Source organism: Aureimonas frigidaquae (assembly GCF_001463905.1).
GTDB lineage: Bacteria > Pseudomonadota > Alphaproteobacteria > Rhizobiales > Rhizobiaceae > Aureimonas > Aureimonas frigidaquae.
This window is the reverse complement of sequence record NZ_BBWR01000016.1, coordinates 40924-58325: the sequence shown is the minus strand read 5'-3', so window position 1 is coordinate 58325 and position 17402 is coordinate 40924. Positions and strand designations below refer to the sequence as shown.

19 protein-coding genes are annotated in these 17402 nt (G+C 66.2%); 12 read left to right on the top strand and 7 right to left on the bottom strand.

All coding sequences use genetic code 11. The annotated features are described in order from the left end of the window. Positions 1 to 53: 53 nt before the first annotated feature. The 8 genes from AUL30_RS15165 (at position 54) to AUL30_RS15130 (ending at position 7684) form a co-directional block, all read left to right on the top strand. Positions 54 to 842 (top strand): DeoR/GlpR family DNA-binding transcription regulator, encoded by a 789-nt coding sequence (locus AUL30_RS15165; RefSeq protein WP_062228743.1) that lies wholly within the window; start codon positions 54 to 56, stop codon positions 840 to 842. Further along, positions 839 to 2302 carry an FGGY-family carbohydrate kinase gene (locus AUL30_RS15160; RefSeq protein ID WP_062228742.1) on the top strand — a complete coding sequence of 488 codons (1464 nt, stop codon included), beginning with the start codon at positions 839 to 841 and terminating at the stop codon, positions 2300 to 2302. Before AUL30_RS15165 ends, AUL30_RS15160 begins: the two co-directional genes overlap by 4 nt. Beyond that, complete coding sequence (locus AUL30_RS15155; RefSeq protein WP_062228741.1) at positions 2292 to 3800, top strand: sugar ABC transporter ATP-binding protein; 1509 nt, start codon at positions 2292 to 2294, stop codon at positions 3798 to 3800. The genes AUL30_RS15160 and AUL30_RS15155 overlap by 11 nt, the downstream gene beginning before the upstream one ends. Beyond that, positions 3797 to 4750, top strand: a complete 954-nt coding sequence (locus tag AUL30_RS15150) for an ABC transporter permease (RefSeq protein ID WP_062228740.1) — start codon at positions 3797 to 3799, stop codon at positions 4748 to 4750. The genes AUL30_RS15155 and AUL30_RS15150 overlap by 4 nt, the downstream gene beginning before the upstream one ends. Positions 4751 to 4761: 11 nt before the next feature. Continuing rightward, positions 4762 to 5709 carry an ABC transporter permease gene (locus AUL30_RS15145; RefSeq protein WP_062228739.1) on the top strand — a complete coding sequence of 316 codons (948 nt, stop codon included), beginning with the start codon at positions 4762 to 4764 and terminating at the stop codon, positions 5707 to 5709. A gap of 65 nt (positions 5710 to 5774) precedes the next feature. Continuing rightward, positions 5775 to 6878, top strand: coding sequence for an autoinducer 2 ABC transporter substrate-binding protein (locus AUL30_RS15140; protein ID WP_062228738.1), 1104 nt, complete (start codon positions 5775 to 5777; stop codon positions 6876 to 6878). A gap of 145 nt (positions 6879 to 7023) precedes the next feature. Next, positions 7024 to 7302 (top strand): type II toxin-antitoxin system RelE/ParE family toxin, encoded by a 279-nt coding sequence (locus tag AUL30_RS15135; protein WP_062228737.1) that lies wholly within the window; start codon positions 7024 to 7026, stop codon positions 7300 to 7302. A 49-nt stretch (positions 7303 to 7351) separates the two neighbouring features. Further along, positions 7352 to 7684, top strand: coding sequence for a HigA family addiction module antitoxin (locus AUL30_RS15130; protein ID WP_407638287.1), 333 nt, complete (start codon positions 7352 to 7354; stop codon positions 7682 to 7684). A 140-nt stretch (positions 7685 to 7824) separates the two neighbouring features. Here AUL30_RS15130 and AUL30_RS15125 read toward each other — a convergent pair whose 3' ends face one another. Further along, on the bottom strand, positions 7825 to 8718 hold the full coding sequence (locus AUL30_RS15125; protein WP_062228735.1) for a sugar phosphate isomerase/epimerase family protein: 894 nt from the start codon (positions 8716 to 8718) through the stop codon (positions 7825 to 7827). Between the two features lie 147 nt (positions 8719 to 8865). Next, positions 8866 to 9504, bottom strand: a complete 639-nt coding sequence (locus tag AUL30_RS15120; protein ID WP_062228734.1) for a hypothetical protein — start codon at positions 9502 to 9504, stop codon at positions 8866 to 8868. 134 nt (positions 9505 to 9638) lie between these two features. Here AUL30_RS15120 and AUL30_RS15115 point away from each other — a divergent pair, with 134 nt between their 5' ends. Then, the gene (locus AUL30_RS15115; RefSeq protein ID WP_244490854.1) at positions 9639 to 10856 is read left to right on the top strand and encodes an aminotransferase class V-fold PLP-dependent enzyme; all 1218 of its coding nucleotides are present in this window, start codon (positions 9639 to 9641) and stop codon (positions 10854 to 10856) included. A 13-nt stretch (positions 10857 to 10869) separates the two neighbouring features. On the opposite strand, the gene rfbD is transcribed toward AUL30_RS15115, so the two are convergent. Genes rfbD through rfbC form a run of 3 tightly spaced genes read right to left on the bottom strand, consistent with a single transcriptional unit; the run spans position 10870 to position 13394 of the window. After that, positions 10870 to 11757, bottom strand: coding sequence for a dTDP-4-dehydrorhamnose reductase (rfbD, locus tag AUL30_RS15110; RefSeq protein ID WP_062228906.1), 888 nt, complete (start codon positions 11755 to 11757; stop codon positions 10870 to 10872). Positions 11758 to 11759: 2 nt separating this feature from the next. Then, positions 11760 to 12824: a dTDP-glucose 4,6-dehydratase gene (gene rfbB / locus AUL30_RS15105; RefSeq protein ID WP_062228733.1), complete on the bottom strand. Its 1065-nt coding sequence runs from the start codon at positions 12822 to 12824 to the stop codon at positions 11760 to 11762. A gap of 3 nt (positions 12825 to 12827) precedes the next feature. After that, positions 12828 to 13394, bottom strand: a complete 567-nt coding sequence (gene rfbC, locus AUL30_RS15100) for a dTDP-4-dehydrorhamnose 3,5-epimerase (RefSeq protein ID WP_062228732.1) — start codon at positions 13392 to 13394, stop codon at positions 12828 to 12830. 185 nt (positions 13395 to 13579) lie between these two features. Here rfbC and rfbA point away from each other — a divergent pair, with 185 nt between their 5' ends. Next, positions 13580 to 14467: a glucose-1-phosphate thymidylyltransferase RfbA gene (rfbA, locus tag AUL30_RS15095; protein WP_062228731.1), complete on the top strand. Its 888-nt coding sequence runs from the start codon at positions 13580 to 13582 to the stop codon at positions 14465 to 14467. Between the two features lie 2 nt (positions 14468 to 14469). On the opposite strand, the gene AUL30_RS15090 is transcribed toward rfbA, so the two are convergent. Together AUL30_RS15090 and AUL30_RS20140 are read right to left on the bottom strand one after the other, a co-directional pair. After that, positions 14470 to 15162, bottom strand: coding sequence for an RES family NAD+ phosphorylase (locus tag AUL30_RS15090; RefSeq protein ID WP_062228730.1), 693 nt, complete (start codon positions 15160 to 15162; stop codon positions 14470 to 14472). Further along, positions 15159 to 15557 (bottom strand): antitoxin Xre-like helix-turn-helix domain-containing protein, encoded by a 399-nt coding sequence (locus AUL30_RS20140; protein WP_157070206.1) that lies wholly within the window; start codon positions 15555 to 15557, stop codon positions 15159 to 15161. Before AUL30_RS20140 ends, AUL30_RS15090 begins: the two co-directional genes overlap by 4 nt. 189 nt (positions 15558 to 15746) lie before the next feature. On the opposite strand from AUL30_RS20140, the gene AUL30_RS15080 reads away from it, so the two are divergent. Next, positions 15747 to 16589, top strand: coding sequence for a DUF2243 domain-containing protein (locus AUL30_RS15080; RefSeq protein WP_062228905.1), 843 nt, complete (start codon positions 15747 to 15749; stop codon positions 16587 to 16589). Beyond that, positions 16586 to 17326: a DUF4336 domain-containing protein gene (locus AUL30_RS15075; protein WP_244490853.1), complete on the top strand. Its 741-nt coding sequence runs from the start codon at positions 16586 to 16588 to the stop codon at positions 17324 to 17326. Before AUL30_RS15080 ends, AUL30_RS15075 begins: the two co-directional genes overlap by 4 nt. Positions 17327 to 17402 lie beyond the last annotated feature (76 nt).

The following is a 17402-nucleotide window of genomic DNA, read 5'->3' as shown; positions in this document are numbered from 1 at the left end:
ATTGACATTGCCCCGTCTTCGGTGAAGCTTGCTGTCCGGGGAGAGGAGGACGGATGCACGAGAGCGAGCGCCATCGCGTGATCCTGAGCGCCATTGAGGGGCGTTCGGTCGCGACCGTGCAGGACTTCGTGGGCCTGACCGGTGCCTCCGAGGCGACGATCCGCCGCGACGTCGCCGCGCTCCATGCGCAAAAGAAGCTCCGGCGTGTCCGGGGCGGCGCCGAGACGCTCCGGGCGCCTGCACCGGGCGCCGTGATCGGCGAAAGCCTGGCAGAGAAACAGTCCCGCAACGCGGCGGAAAAGCTTGCCATCGGACGCCTTGCCGCGAGCCTGTGCGAGGAAGGCGACGCGCTGATCCTGAATGGCGGCACGACCACCTTCGCGATGGTGCATTTCCTGACCATCGCCCGGCTGACCATCTTCACCAATTCCTTCCCCATCGCGCAGCACCTCCTGCAGCATTCCACCGCCAGCGTTCACCTGCCGGCCGGCATGGTCTACCGCGACCAGGGCCTTGTCCTGTCTCCGTTCGAGGCGGACGGGATCGCGCATTTCCGCGCGCGGCGCATGTTCATGGGCGCGCAGGCCATCTCGTCCCTGGGCTTTGCCGAATCCGACACCCTGATCATCCAGTCGGAGCAGCGGCTGATGCGCCAGGCGGACGAGCTCATCGTCCTGGCCGATGCCAGCAAGTTCGAGGCGCGGTCCAGCTACCTCATCGCACCGCTGGAGCGGGCCCACATCATCGTCACCGACGATCGGATCGACGATCGCTCGGCCGCCATGATCGAGGCTGCGGGGCCACGGCTTCTCGTCGCGCAGACCACGGGAGCCGCGCGATGACCGGCCAGCGCGCACCCCGCAACGTCGCCGTGATCGATGTCGGAAAGACCAACGCCAAGGTGGTCCTGTACGATCTCGAAACGCAGGAAGAGCGCGGCGTCGCGGCGAGCGCCAACACGGTGCGCCCTGGCCCGCTTTATCCGCATATGGATACGGATGCCATCTTCCACTTCATCATCGAGGCGCTGGGCGCCCTGTCGCGCGAGCATGGCCTCGATGCCATTTCCATCAGTGCGCACGGAGCCTGTGCGGCCCTGGTGGATGGCGATGGCATGCTGGCCCTGCCGGTGCTCGATTACGAGCACCCCCTGACGGGAGCAGACGACTATGAGGCCGTGCGTCCGGCCTTCGCGCAGACCTTGTCGCCGGCCATGGAGAACGGGCTGAATGTCGGCCGGCAGCTCTTCTGGCAGCAGCAACGCTTTCCGGAAGGCTTTGCCCGCGCCCGTCATCTCCTGTTCCATCCGCAATATTGGGCTTTCCGCCTGACGGGCGTCGCCGCGAGCGAGGTAACCTCGCTCGGGTGCCATACCGATCTCTGGGCGCCGCGCCAGGGCGGCGTCTCCACCCTCGTCGATGCCATGGGCTGGCGCCATCTCCTGCCGCCGATCCGCAGCGCCTTCGAAAGCCTCGGCCCGCTCCTGCCCGAGCTTGCGGCGCGCATCGGCCTGCCGGGCCGGACCATTCCCGTCGCCTGCGGCATCCACGATTCCAACGCCTCGCTGCTGCCGCATCTCCTGGCGCGCGCCGCGCCTTTCACGCTTCTGTCGACAGGAACCTGGGTCGTCGCCTTCGCCATTGGCGGGCAGAAGGTGGAGCTCGATCCCGCGCGCAACACGCTGGCCCATGTGAATGCCTTCGGCGCACCGGTCCCGGCGGTGTCCTTCATGGGCGGGCGCGAGTTCGACCGGCTGACGGGCGGCCAGTCGGTCGCACCATCGGATGCGGATTTGGAGGCTGTCCTGGCCGGCAGCGTCATGGCCCTGCCGCCGGTCGTCCCCGGCACCGGCCCCTTCGCAAAGGCGCAGGGTGGCTGGCAGGGCGATCCGGCCGGCCTGTCCCCGGCGGAGCGCAGCGCGGCAGCAAGCCTCTATCTGGCGCTGATGGCGCAGACGAGCATCGCGCTGATCGGCGCGGCAGGGCCGATCGTGGTGGAGGGCCCGCTGTCGCGCAACCCCTTGTTCCTGCGCGCGCTGGCGCAACTCACCGGCGTCGCGGTCCTGGCCGACCATGACGGGACGGGCACCTGCGCGGGCGCCGCATGCCTGGTGCAGGGCATCGAGGCCGCCCGCGCCGGGGCAAGGCTGCCCGCGGCCATACCCGCACCCGCCGCCCCGATCCCGGGGCTCGACGCCTATGCAAAGGCCTGGCGGGCCGAACATGCGCGTGTAGCGGAGGGCGCAGCTGCTTGTGTCATGCCCGCGTCCCGGCCGATCGGAGGAGGTCGCCATGCAGAGTAACACAACGCCCATCATTGCCCTACGCGGGGTGGAAAAGTCCTTCGGCCCGGTCGAGGTGCTGAAGGGCGTCGAGTTCGACCTGCGCGCGGGCGAAGTCCACGCCCTGATGGGCGAGAACGGGGCCGGCAAATCGACCATGATCCGGCTGATGTCCGGCGCCCACCAGCCCAATGGCGGCACGATCGAAATCGACGGCGAGCCGACGCGTCTCAGCGGCCCTTCGGCGGCGACATCGGCGGGCATCGCCGTCGTCCATCAGGAGCTCCTGCTCTTTCCGGCGATGACGGTCGCCGAGAACATCTTCCTCGGCCATGCGCCGCGCAAGGCCGGCGGCCTGATCGACTGGAACGAGATGCGCGCCCGCGCCCGCGCCGTCCTGGACCGCCTCGACTGCCCCGAACTCGACGTGGACGAGAAGGTCTCGCGCCTATCCGTCGCCAACCGACAGCGCGTGGAGATCGCCCGCGCTTTGTCGCGCGATGCACGGGTGCTGATCCTCGACGAACCGACGGCAGCCCTGGGCGAGGCCGATGTGCAGCGCCTTCTGGATGTGCTGCGTTCGCTGCGCCGGGAAGGCGTCGGCATCGTCTATGTCAGCCACCGCATGAACGAGATCTTCCAGATCTCCGACCGGATCACCGTCTTGCGGGACGGGCGCACCATCGACACGCGCGCCGCCAACGATGTCACAAGCGACGCGCTCGTCTCCATGATGGTCGGCCGCGAGATCGGGCAGATGTTCCCCAAGGAAGTGATCCCGCTCGGCGATACGGTGTTGGAGGTCGAGAACCTGTCGCATGCCGGCAAGGTGCGCGATGTCAGCTTTTCCGTGCGGGCCGGCGAGATCCTCGGCATTGCGGGCCTGGTCGGTTCCGGCCGCACCGAGCTGGCCCAGACGATTTTCGGCGTGACGCCCGCCACCTCCGGCCAGATCCGCATCGACGGCCGTCCCGTCACCGTCGGCACGGTGCGCGAGGCCATTGGCCACGGCATCGCCTATGTCCCGGAAGACCGGGCGCAGCATGGGCTCGTGCGTCCGCAGACGATCCGCGAAAATGTCTCCATGGCGATCCTGAACCGGCTCACCCGCTGGGGTGTCGTCGACACCGCGCGGGAGACGGCCGCCGCCGCCAGGGCCATCGAGCGCTTCGCCATCCGCGCGCGGGGGCCGGGACAGGTCGTCGCCCAGCTTTCCGGCGGCAATCAGCAGAAGGTCGTCATCGCCAAATGGCTGGCGACCGATCCGCGCATCCTGATCCTCGATGAACCGACCCGTGGCGTCGATGTCGGCGCCAAGGCAGAAATCCACAGATTGATGAACCAGTTGGCGGCGCAGGGCCTGGCGATCGTGATGATCTCCTCCGAGCTCCCGGAAGTGCTCGGCATGAGCGACCGCGTCCTGGTCATGAACGGAGGCCGCATGTCTGCCATCCTCGATCGCAGCGCCGCGACGCCCGAAGCCGTCGGCGCCGCCATGATGTCGGAGCACGCGGCATGAAGGGTCCGACGCTCTCACGCCGCCTGTCGGGCTCGGGCCAGGAACTTCTGCTCCTGGCGGCCATCGTGCTTCTCTTCGCCGTCGTTGGGTGGATCAATCCGCGCTTCGTGTCGCCCAACAACCTGACGTCGATCTTCGTCGGCAACGCCTATATCGCCGTTGCGGCCATCGGCATGTCGATGGTGATCATTTCTGGCCATATCGACGTGTCGGTGGGCGCGCTCATCGGTGTCCTCGCCACCATATCCGGGCTTCTCGTGACCAATGGCTACCCGGTCTGGGTGGCCTGGCTCCTGCCCGTGCTCATCGGCGGGCTTTGGAATGCGGGGCTCGGCGCCATCGTCGCCTATCTGAAAGTGCCCTCCATCATCGCGACGCTGGCCATGCTCTCCATCCTGCGCGGCGGGCTCATCACGGCGACGGGCGGCCAATGGATTTCCGGCCTGCCGCCGGAATATCAGCTCGCCCAATTCCGCCTCTTCGGCGTTCCCTCGCCGGTCTGGTTCATGATCGGCATGACGATCCTCGCCGCCTTTCTCCTGCGCTACACGGCCTTCGGCCGGTCGATCTACGCGGTCGGCGGCAATGCCGAGGCTGCGGAGGCCGAAGGCATCCACTACAACCGGACCATCGTCGCCGTCTTCGCCATACATGGGCTGATCGCCGGCATCGCGGCCATTCTCTTCGCCACGCAGTTGCAGGTCATCCAGTCGACGGTCCCGGTCGGGCTCGAACTCGTCATCATCACCGCATCGGTCGTGGGCGGCGTGTCGATCCTCGGCGGCATTGGCACGGTGACGGGGTCGACCCTCGCGGCCATCCTCTTTGCCGCGATCGGTTCCTCGCTCATCTTTCTCAATGTATCGGCCTATTGGCTGCGTGCCGTTCAAGGCATCCTGATCCTCGGCACCGTGTTAATCGACATGGTGCGTCGCGGTCGAACGGGCTGAGGAGGCGCGTCATGATCACCCATCGCTCGCTTCTGCGCCACGAAGCCCTGCTCGCGCTCATCCTGGCCGTCGCCCTGGCCGTGCTGGCCTTCAACAACGACCGCTTCTTCACGGCCGCCAACCTGTTGAACCAGGGCCGGCTCATGACGGAGGTCGGGCTGATCGCCGTGCCCATGACCTTTGTCATCGTGACCGGCGGCATCGACCTGTCGGTCGGCTCCATCATGGGGCTCTGCGCCATCCTGGTTGGCGTCTTCTGGCAATGGGTCGGCATTCCGCTGCCGCTCGCCATGGCGCTGTGCCTCATCGTCGGAACGCTGGCGGGCCTCGTCAACGGCATCATCATCACGCGCTTCCGCGTGCCCCCGCTCATCGCCACGCTGGCGACGCTCGCCCTCTATCGCGGCCTTGCGGAAGGCATCAGCCAGGCCCAGTCGGTGCGCGGCTACCCGGACTGGTTCTTCGTCCTTGGCCAGGGCAACGTGCTCGGCATACCGACGCAGCTCTGGCTCTTCGTCGTGGTGGCTGCGATCGGCTTCTTCGTGCTGCAGTTCACCGCCTTCGGCCGGGCCGTCTACGCCATCGGCAACAACGAGGCGGGCGCCGAGTTCTCCGGCATCGACGTGGTGCGGACCAAGGTCCTGATCTATGCGGCGTCGGGCTTCGTCTCCGCGCTGGCGGCGCTGGTCTTCGTCTCCCGCGTGTCCACGACACGCTCGGACATGGGGTCCGGGATCGAGCTCGACGTCATCACCGCCGTCGTCCTGGGTGGCACCTCGATCTTCGGCGGCCGCGGGCTCATCGTCGGAACGCTGCTCGGCCTGTGCCTCGTCCAGGTATTGAAGAACGGCCTGGCCTTGTCCGGCGTGCGCGGCGATGGAACCATCGTCATCATCGGCTTCGTCCTGATCGCCGCCGTCCTGATCTCCAATCTCCTCCGTCGCTATTCCGAAGACTGAGGACCAATACCCGGTGGCCCCTGAAGGGGCGCCGGCTCATGCGAACGCTCTGGGAGGAAACGAGAATGCGCTCCATCATCAGCATGCTTCTGGCCGCAAGCGTCCTGTCGACGCCGGCCATGGCGCAAGGCGCCTGGACGGGCGGCGACGGTGCCCCGACCAATCCGCTCGCCTGCGACGGCGCAGCGGCGGCCGCCTCGCCGGGCGAATACAATGGCGGCACGCCGACCGGCGCGCCCGACCGGGCGAACAAGCCCATCACCGTGGTCGACATTCCGAAGCTCGTTGGCGCGGGCTACTTCGCATCCACGGCCCAGGGCATCGCCGAAGCGGCCAAGGAAACCGGCAACATGACCGTCACCACCGACGGTCCGACGCAGGCCAATATCGACCAGCAGATCACCTTCATCGACAATTACGTCACCTCCGGCGTGGACGGCATCCTCTTTGCCGCGAACGATCCGGTGGCCATCGCCCCGGTCCTCAAACGCGCCCTGGAGGCCGGCATCAACGTGGTCGGCTACGATGCCGATGCCGAGCCCGACGCACGCCAGTGGTTCGTCAACCAGGCGGAGCCGAACGGCGTCGCCAAGTCGATGCTCGACCAGCTCGCCTCCGAGATCGGAGAGGAAGGCTCGTTTGCCATCGTCACCTCCACCTTCACGACGCCCAACCAGGCGCGGTGGATTTCGGAGATGCAGGCCTATGCCGAAAAGTGCCATCCCAAGCTGAAGTTCCTGGAAACCGTCGAAGCGCAGGAAGACAACATCCTGTCCTTCAACCAGGCCCAGACCTTGATCAACAAGTATGGCGACGAGTTGAAGGGCATTCTCGGCATGACCTCGGTGGCGACGCCGGCGGCCTCCGAGGCCGTGCAGCAGAACAATCTCTGCGGCAAGGTCGCCGTGGTCGGCCTCGCCCTTCCCAATGCGATGAAGCCCTATGTGAACAACGACTGCATCAAGTCGACCATCCTCTGGTCGACGGTCGATCTCGGCTATGCCGCAGGCCTCGTCATGCGCGCCGTGGCCGACGGTACGCTGAAGCCCGGCGATACGACCTTCAAGGCAGGCCGCCTCGGCGAGCTGCAGGTCGTCAACCAGAGCCAGATCCTCCTGGGTGCGCCGAAGGTCTTCACCAAGGCCGACATCAACGACTTCGACTTCTGATAGCCTCCCGGCGCCCCTCAAAAGGGGGCGCCGGTCCCGTCTGGGCCGTCTTCGGACAGCGGCGCCTAGCCTGTTTCCGCGAACGATAAAATCTGTAAGCCGTCAGTTGCCAAATGTCAGCTATCCGCTTACATTCGAGCCAGCAATGATTACGACTTTCAGATCCAAGCCCCTTGCCGAACTCTGGGAGACTGGGAAGACGGCCAAGATCGATGCGAAAATGCAGAAACGCGTCCTACGCCGCCTCGATGCGTTGGATGTCGCCACCAAGCCCGAGGACATGAGAATCCCTGGGTTTGATTTCCACCCCCTCAAGGGCTTCGATCCCACCCGGTACTCTATTCACGTCAACGGGCCCTGGTGCATTACATTCGAGATGGACAACGGAGATGCCCACGCCGTCGATTTCGAGCAGTATCATTGATGCGGGCACATGGTGCCCCCATTCTTTCGAGATAGAGATAAGAATGAACATGCCTCTCATTCCCGCATGGCGGGCCGCAGACCGTCGTCCCACGCATCCTGGAGAGATCCTGCGTGAGGATAGCATCCCGGCGGTGTACAGGAGCAAGTCTGAGATTGCGCGTTTGCTCGGCATCTCGCGTCAGCAGCTATATGACATCATGGATGAGAAGAAGCCGGTATCGCCGATGATGGCCGTTCGTCTTGGCAAGCTTTTCGGGAACGGTCCAGCGGTCTGGATTCGTATGCAGGCTGCTTACGATACGTGGCAAGCTGAACGTGAAATCGATCTGTCGTCCATCCCCACGCTTGAACTGAAACCTGGACCTGTCAGCTCGCTCTGATGTCCTGGCCGTTGGCGACGGCCACCAATGTAGCCCCACTCGCACGTGCTATGGCGCCGAAAACCTGTCCGTCAGGCCGAGGGACTGGCGGCGCATCGCCGCCGCCATCCTGTTTCGGATAGAATCCACGGGTCCTGGCGTCAGACGCTTTCGGCAGAACGCAGCGTATTGCGGCGGATGACCGCCTGCTGCCAGTTCATTTCGATGAAGCGGCGTGCCTGTTCGGCCAGCGGGCCGTTATCGTCCCAGGTGTCGCGCCAGATGCCGCAGGCCAGGCACAGGGCTTCGTCGACGATGCGGCGCGAGAAGCTTTCGAAGACGATGTCGCCGGCATAGCCGGTTTCGACCAGGGCATCGAAGATCGCCGGAAAGCCGATCGTGCCCGTGCCCAAAGCGCCCCGGTAATTCTCGTTGAAATGAAAATAGCCGAGCTTGTCCCCGGCCAGCCGGATCGCGCCCGCCGGATCCGGTTCCTCGATGTTCATGTGGAACGTATCGAGGTGCAGGAGCACGTCGTCGCGCCCCGTCTCGCGGATGAAGGCCAATCCCTGCGCCGTCGTGTTGATGAGGTTGGATTCGAAGCGATTGACGACTTCCAGGACGATCTGGACATTGCCGGCGGCGGCCAGCTCCGCCGTCTTGGCGACGGCCTCGGCGGCGCGCATCCAGCCATCGCGCGTCGGCATGGTGTCGTATTTGCCGTGCTTGGAAAACAGGATGCCGCCAAGGCGCAGGGCGCCGAGGTCCTGCGTGATGCGCACGGCATCGTCCAGCACCGCGCGTCCGCGTGCCGCCACGGCAGGGTCCGCGCTGGATACGTCCGCATCCTGCGGCAGGCCCATCGTGACGGCGATGTCGAGCCCGAGCTGCGATGCCTTGCGGCCGAGTGCCTTCAGATCGAAGGTTTCGGGACGCAGATAGGACAGTTCGATCAGGCCATAGCCATGTTCGGCCGACCGTTCGATGGCACGTTCCAGATCCGCCTGGCTGGCCCCGTTCGTCCAGACGAAGGAATGGATACCGATCTTGCGCATGAAGTTCCTCCCAAAGACACGGCGGGGCTGGTCAGCGCCCGCGTGAGCGCCGGCGGCGATGGTGATCGGCCCCGTCCGTCCTTGTGCCAGATGTCGCACATGCCGAGAAGGCCGTCACCTTCATGGCGGCGACTGAGTGCCTGCGCATCAGCGCAGGAAGCCTTCGGCATCGAAATCGTCCCAGCCCGACATGTCCTGTGCGTCCGGACCCGCGGGGCCAGACCTGTCCGCCGCCCTAGCCACGGGACGGCGCCCGTCGCGCCGCCGCTGGGCGGCCTTGGCGGCGCCGCGTTTACGGTTCTCGGCCGCCGCGACCCTGTCCTCCTCGCGCCACAGCGTCGGAAGGTCCCGGTCCAGTATATCCTCGATGCTGCGTGCCTCGAAGACATGGAAGGTCACCGCCTTGGCGCGGCCCCGCAACCGTACGGTCCGCGTCCCGGCGCTCGGCAACCGGCCATCCTTCAACCAGCGCAGCCGCTCCGAGGGTTTGATGCCGAGAATGTCCTCCACCTCGCGCGGGATGATGGGCACGTCGTCGAGCTTCGCGATCACCCGTGCGACAGCGGGCTCGACGCGCGACAGGACCTGGCCGCCATCGCCATCGTCCGGTGCGTAAAGAAGCACCGCACCTGGCCCCGGCTCGACCAGCCGCCGAAGCGGCCCGGGGAGCTTTGAGCGGATCTGCAGCACGATCCCGCGGATACGCACGGCCGAGCCGAGCGTCGCGGCGGCCGGAAGCGGCCATTCATGAAGGATGTCGGTTCCGTGCGCGGGTCGCTTCGCCATGCGGCGGAGATAGTCGAACCCGGACGATCCGCAAGCAGCAGCGACGGCCCTTCCGGCCCATTTTCAGCTTGCGGGCCAATTGGACCCCGAGCACGATAGAGGCTCGGGGGCCGATGCAAAGGGCGGCTTGAGGCATGGGGCGTGACGGCATGGCGGACAGTGTGGATATACGTGAGGCTCTGGGTCTGCGGCCCGTCATCAACTGCGCCGGCACCATGACGTCGCTCGGCGCCAGCATTGCCGTTCCGGACGCGATCGACGCGGTCACTCGCATCCTGCCGCAATGGACGGAGATGGCCGATCTGCAGCGCTGCGCCAGCCGTGTCATTGCACAGGTGACCGGAGCGCAGGCGGGCTTCGTCACCGCCTCCACCTCGGCGGGGCTAACCCTGTCCGTCGCGGCGGCCATGACCGGGTGCGACCTTGCTGCCGTGGAGCGTCTGCCGGACACGACGGGCCTAGCCAACGAGGTGCTCCTCCTAGCCGGGCACAATGTCAGCTACGGCGCGCCGGTCACCCAGGCCATCGCGCTGGCCGGCGCGCGCCCCGTCCTTGTCGGGCAGGCCACGAGCGCAAGCGCCTATCAGCTCGAAGGCGCCATCACGGACAGGACGTCATCCGTCCTGTTCGTCGTGTCGCATCACGTGGTCCATTACGGGCAGATTCCCCTCCAGACGGTGTGCGAGATCGCCCATGCACGCGCCATCCCCGTCATCGTGGATGCCGCTTCGGAATATGATCTGACGGGGTTCATCAAGGGCGGAGCGGATCTCGTCCTCTATTCGGGGCACAAGTTCCTGGGTGGGCCCACCAGCGGCATCATTGCCGGCCGCAAGGATCTGATCGCCGCCTGCTACCAGCAGAACCGGGGGATCGGACGCGGCTTGAAGGTCGGCAAAGAGGGCATTGCCGGTGTCATTGCCGCGCTGCACGCCTGGCAGCGGCGCGACCATGCGGCGATCCGGGCGCGGGAATCGGCCATCCTTGCGGTGTGGCAGGATCGTCTGGCCGGCTTTGCCGGCGTGGAGGCGCGCAGATCGCCGGACCCGACCGGCAATCCGCTCGACCGTCTGACCGTCACCATCGATCCCAATGTCGCGCGCGTCACCGCCTGGGACCTCGCCGACCGCCTCGCCGCCGGGGCGCCGCCCGTCATGGTGCGCGACGACGAAATCGACCTCGGCTATTTCCAGCTCGATCCCTGCAACCTGCACCACGGCGAAGAGGTGATCGTCGCCGATCGGATCGCCGCGGAGCTGGAGGCTGCGCGCGGCGACAACGCGCCGAGCCCGATGTGCTTTGCTGAATGGTCCCTGCGGCGCGAACGCGCCGCACTGGCATGGCCGGATTGATGAAACGCCCGGCCTATCGCTCCGCCGGGGCTTCGTTCAGCGCGGCAAGGCAGCGCGTGACGCCGGTTTCCCAGGCTGGCAGGCGATGGTCGAACCGCGTTGCAAACCGCGTCGTATCCAGCCGCGAGTTGGCGGGACGGCGGGCGGGGGTCGGATAATCCACCGTGCCGATGGGCTCGACCGCGGCGGCCGGGCCCCCGGCCAGACGTGACTGGCGGAAGATTTCCTGCGCAAAGCCGGCCCAGTTCGTATGCCCTTCGGCGACCATGTGGAAGATGCCGGAATGCTCCGCCGGGGCGCGCACCAGGCGCTCCGCCACGGCCAGGATGCCGGCCGCGATATCGGGCGCGTAGGTTGGGGTTCCGACCTGGTCCGCCACCACGCGCAGCGTGTCGCGCGTTTGCGCCAGGCGCAGCATCGTCTTCAGGAAGTTGTTGCCATAGGGACCGAAGACCCAGGCCGTCCGCAGGATGGCATGGGCCGGATTTGCCGCCGCGACGGCGGCTTCCCCTGCAAGCTTGCTGCGGCCATAGGCGCCCTGCGGCCCGGTGGCATCGGTCTCACGGTAGGCTTCCACCTTGTCGCCGGCAAAGACATAGTCCGTGGACAGTTGGATGATGGGGATACCCGCCTGCGCCGCAGCCGCAGCGACATGCCCCGCCCCTTGCGCATTGACGGCGAAGGCCGCCGCCTCGTCCTCTTCCGCCTTGTCCACGGCGGTATAGGCGGCGGCATTCACGACGATGTCGGGCTTGTAGGTGTCGATGGCGTGACGGATGGTCTGCGGGTCCGTCAGGTCCAGCACCGGCCGCCCCAGGGCGGTTACCTGGACGTCGCCGCCCCCGAGCGACAGGAGCGCCTGCGCCACCTGCCCCTCGCGGCCCGTCACTAGGAGCCGCAGCGTCATGCGGGCACCGACTGACCGAGCCGCTGGCCGCCATACCGCTTCTCCCGCAAGGGGCGCCACCAGGCTTCGTTGTCGAGGTACCAGCGCACAGTCTTTTCCAGCCCGCTGTCGAAGTTTTCCCTGGCCTTCCAGCCGAGCTCCTCTTCGATGCGCGAAGCGTCGATCGCATAGCGCAGATCATGCCCCGGCCGATCGGTCACAAAGCGGATAAGCCCGCGGCGGCTCTCGCCGCTGGCGAGCGGACGCAGCCGGTCCAGCGTGTCGCAGATCGCCTCAACCACTGCCAGATTGGAGCGTTCGTTGCGCCCGCCAATATTGTAGGAGCGCCCGGGCACGCCCTTGGTGCAGACCATGACGAGCGCGCGCGCGTGATCTTCGACGAAGAGCCAGTCACGCACATTCTCGCCCTTGCCATAGACCGGCAATTCGCGCCCCTCCAACCCGTTCAGGATGACGAGCGGGATCAGCTTTTCCGGGAAGTGGAAGGGCCCGTAATTGTTGGAGCAGTTCGATAGGACGACCGGCATATGGTAGGTGTGATGCCAGGCCATGGCCAGATGGTCCGAGGCGGCCTTCGACGCCGAATAGGGCGATGACGGGGCGTAGGGCGTTTCCTCGGTGAACAGGCCGCCATCCAGCGCGAGCTGGCCGTAGACCTCGTCGGTGGAAATGTGGTGGAAGCGGAAAGCATCCCTGGCACCGGCCGGCAGCCGTGACCAGTAGCTGCGCGCCGCCTCCAGCAGCTGGTAGGTGCCGACGATGTTCGTCTCGATGAAATCGCCCGGCCCGTCGATGGACCGGTCGACATGGCTTTCCGCCGCCAGATGCATGATGGCGTCCGGCTGGGTTTCTTCCAGGATGCGGTCGATCCGGGCCCGGTCGCAAATGTCGGCCTGCACGAAGCTGTAACGGGAATCGCCCTCCAGCTCGGCAACGGAGCCGAGCGTCGCCGCATAGGTCAGCTTGTCGAGGTTGACGACCGCATGGTCGGTATCGTGAATCAAGTGGCGGCAGACGGCCGAGCCGATGAAGCCGGCCCCGCCGGTGACGAGGATCTTCATCGCTTATGCCTCCGAGCGGAAGGGTGTTTCGATGTCGCGCAGGAGCGGCGCTTCCGCATCCTTGGCGGACAAGACGGGGGTGCGCCCGTCGAGCGGCCAGGCCACGCCGATATCGGGGTCGTCATAGCGGATACTGCGGTCGTGCGCCGGGCTGTAATGGGCCGAAACCTTGTAGAAGACTTCGGTATCGGGCTCGAGGGTCAGGAACCCATGCGCAAAGCCCGCCGGAACGAGGATCTGGTTGAAGTCCCTCGCACTCAGTTCCAGCGCGACCCACCGGCCGAAGCTCGGTGAGCCGGCCCGGATATCGACGGCGACGTCCAAGATGCGGCCGCGCAGCACGCGCACGAGCTTGTCCTGGGCAAAGGGCGGTTCCTGGTAGTGCAGCCCGCGCAATGTATATGCCTCGGCCGAGAAGGACTGGTTGTCCTGCACCCACTGCGTGTCGATCCCGTGATCCGCCAGGCGCTGGCGATGGAAGGTTTCCGAAAAGAAGCCGCGATCGTCGCCGAACTTGCGGGGCTTGAGTTCCAGAACGTCCGGCAAAGCCAGCTTGCTGATCTCGAGCATTCTGTCTCCATACAATAGCCGCACGGGCGCAACGTGCGTGGATGCATAACCGTCTTCAAGGCTCCTAGACCATATGACACGAAAGGAAAACCTATTCCTTCCGCCGGCCCGACCCAGCCGCACCTTCCACTCTGGCCAAACATTCGGTACAAGCCAGTCAATCATTTTTGGAGTGGAATAGGCCTATGAAGGGGATAATCCTCGCCGGCGGGAGTGGAACACGGCTTCACCCTATGACGCTGGTTGCATCCAAACAGTTGCTGCCTGTCTACGACAAGCCGATGATCTACTATCCGCTCGCTGCGCTGATGCTCGCCGGCATCAACGAAATCCTGATTATCTCCACTCCGCACGATCTGCCCCGTTTCCAGGCGCTGCTCGGTTCCGGCGAACGCTTCGGGATTCATCTCTCCTATGCCGAGCAGCCGAGCCCGGACGGGCTCGCCCAGGCCTATCTGATCGGCGAGGAGTTCGTCGGGGGCGCGCCGTCGGCGCTGATTCTGGGCGACAACCTCTTCTACGGACACGGCCTGCCCGAACACCTGGCCAACGCATCGCGGATCGATCACGGCGCGACGGTCTTCGCCTATCATGTGAGCGATCCTGAGCGCTACGGCGTGGTCGAGTTCTCGAAGGACGGAAGGGCCGTCTCCATCGAGGAGAAACCCACCCAGCCCCGGTCCAACTGGGCGATCACCGGCCTCTACTTCTATGACGGCCGCGCCGCGCAATTTGCCCGCAGCCTCAAGCCCTCGCCGCGCGGCGAGCTCGAGATCACCGATCTCAACAAGCTCTATCTGGAAGAAGGCACCCTGTCGGTCGTACCGATGGGGCGCGGCTTCGCCTGGCTGGATACGGGCACGCCCGACTCCCTCCTGCAGGCTGCCGAGTTCGTCCGCACCCTGGAGCAGCGCCAGGGATTCAAGGTCTGCTGCCCGGAGGAAATCGCCTTCGTCCAGGGTTTCATCGACGCCGATCAGCTGCGCGCCCTCGGGCGGGACTTACGCAAGAGCGCCTACGGGCAGTATCTCCTGCGCCTGGCAGACGAAGGTCTGCCTCAGAGCTTCGGCTAAAGTCACGCGGCGGCCAGCACCCTCCGGCTGATGGCCTGCCCGTCCCATTCCATCAGGACCATATCGCCCTGGCGCACGTTCTGGATGACGGAGGGGCGCAGGACCGCCACGCACTCCCCGCCCGTCCGCCGGACGGAGGGGTAGAGAATGCCGTTGCCGCCCTGTGCCCGCACCTGGCGGGCCAACGCCTGGCCGACCGGGTAGCCGGATGCCGGCTCCGGGGCGAGCGCGGGATGGTCAGGCTCGCGCCGCAGATCGTGCATCGGGCAGGCGAAGGAGGACAGGATCTGCCGGTAGGCGACCAGTTCCTCCACCGCACCGGCGTCCTTCAGCGCGACTGCAATATGGTATGAGACCTCGGCCTCGGCAGTGTCCGCCGCGCCCTCTCCGAAGGCTGCATACCATGCGCCGCGATGCTCGTCGTTGAACCGGTTGCCGGGTGGCCGGGCATGGCAGAAGGCGGCGTTGACGAGGGTCCATCCATAGCCGTAGCTTTCGTGCAGCAGCTCTTCTGCCGTCACGCCATCGGGCAGGGCGAGCGAGCCGCGCCGGGCGGAGGTCAGCCCCTCCAGCTCGTTCAGGACGGCTTCCTCCTCCCACGTGTCGAAGAGCGGTGCCATGGCCGGCTCCTCGATATAGGCGGTGGAGATCAGCCGCACCGCGCAGCGTTCCTCGAACTGCGTCTGCGCGATCATAGGCCGCCCCGGACGCCGTCCAGGTAACGGCGCGTCCGCAGCATGGCCGGAATGCCGCCCTCGATCATGTAATCCACGGGCGTGCGGCCCTGGAAGACGGGCCCGGCATTCTGGGCCGTCGGCCAGGCCGTGACCATGGAGCGGTTGAACAGAAGCCGCAACGCCTTGAAAATGCCGACGATCAGGCTGGCCCGGGTGAGCTTGTCGACATCGAGCCGCCCGCTGAAGGCGCCCGCCTTCATCCGCCCCCAGGTTGCCGGTGGCACGTCGAAGAGCAGCGCGGACTGGCGGTTCGTCAAACCCCAGGATTCCGTCGCCCGCACCACCGCCTTGACGATGGTCGCCGTCTTTCCGGCAGGCGGCGCATGAACTGAAACGGCGACAGGCTCCCGCATAGTTATACCCTTTGATACAACAATGCGTATCATATGATACGAATGTCCGTCGTTGTCAATGCGTGCGGAGTTTGGCGTGCAGGCGAAAGGAGGTCCGGCCAACGAAATTGCATGGCGCCCGGCATGGCCACAGGGAGCGCAGCCCTTATCCTTCCGGGTGACAAACGGGACCGGATCGGAGCTGGCCGCATGAAGCAAAGCCTCGAAAAGACGGCGCCGGGTGGGCTGGCGGCACCGGCCGTCGCTCTCGGCATCGCGCTGGGCGGCTTCTTCGACGGCATTCTCCTCCACCAGATCCTGCAGTGGCATCATCTTCTGTCGGGGCTGGACAGTGGACGCCTGAGCGATGTGCGGATGCAGATCCTCGCGGATGGCCTGTTTCATGCGGTCCTGTATGTGATTGCCGCGGGAGGCCTGGTCCTGCTTCTGCGGCGCCGCTCGTCACTCGCCGCTCCGGGCACGGGGCGGCAGATTCTGGCCTCGGCGCTGATCGGTTTCGGCCTTTGGCATTGTCTCGACGCCGTCCTGTCGCACTGGATCCTCGGTATTCACCGGATCCGCATGGATTCCGAAACGCCGCTCGTCTGGGACCTGGTCTGGTTCGCCGTCTTCGGCGTCGGTGCCATGGCTGCGGGCTTGTGGCTCGGACGCCGGCCCGGCTCGCCCGGTGGCAGCGCGCGGGCCGGTGCGCCGACACTGGCGGCGCTGGTTCTCGTGGCCGGCACGCTGGCCTTGATGCCGCCCTTTGTCGGCGCCGACACGGCCACACTGGTGGTCTTTCGTCCGGGCACGACGCCGGCGCAGGCCATGAGCGCGGTGCTGGCGGCCGATGGTCGGCTCGTCTGGGCTGACAATACGGATTCGGTCTTTGCGATCGAACTGCCACCCGGCGCAAGCCGCATGGCCCTCTATCGCGGCGGGGCGCTTCTCGTCAGCGATACGATCGGTCTTGCCGGTTGCCTCGACTGGTTCGAACGCCCCGGCATATCGGCCCGCGCGCCAACCCTTCCTCTGCCACCGGAGACTGCATGATGGGCACCGACGTCACCTACCCGCCGCTCGACCTTCTGAAGCCGGTCGCCGACGGCATTTGGATCGTCGATAGCGGCCCCATGCGGGCATTCGGCATTCCGCTGCCGGTTCGCATGACGGTGCTGCGCCTGTCGGACGGATCGCTGATCCTGCATTCCCCGACACGCCTGACCGTTCCGCTGAAGGAAAGCCTGGCCGGGATCGGCACCGTCCGCCACCTCATCGCGCCCAATGTGGCCCATTGGACATTCCTGGCGCAATGGCAGGCGCAGTTCCCCGACGCCACGACATGGGCCGCGCCGGGACTGCGCCAACGCGGCCCGGTGCGCCGGAGCAATCTGCGGCTGGATCACGATCTGGGACGCCTCGCGCCGGATGCCTGGTCGCAGGAGATCGAGCATATTCTGGTGCGCGGCGCCGGCGGCTTTTGCGAAGTGGCGCTCTTTCATGTGGGAAGCCGGACCCTGGTGTTGACGGATCTTGTGCAGAACATCGAACCGGCGCGGCTTCCTGCGCTGCTTCGGCCGGCCGCGCATCTGGCGGGCGTCACCGCCCCGCGCGGCCGCGCCCCGGTCTATCTGCGCGCCATCGTCCGGCTGAAGGGCGGCAGTGCGCGGGAGGCGGCCCGTATCATGGTTGGCCTTGCGCCCGAACGCGTCATCTTTTCCCATGGCCGCTGGTTCGACCGCGACGGTACGGCGCAGCTCCGCCGGTCCCTGGCCTGGCTGCTCGACTGACCCATTCTCTGCGCGCACCGTCGCTTAGCCGCCTCCGCAAAGGCCGAAGGCGCTGCAGCAACTGCAGCTTCATGAC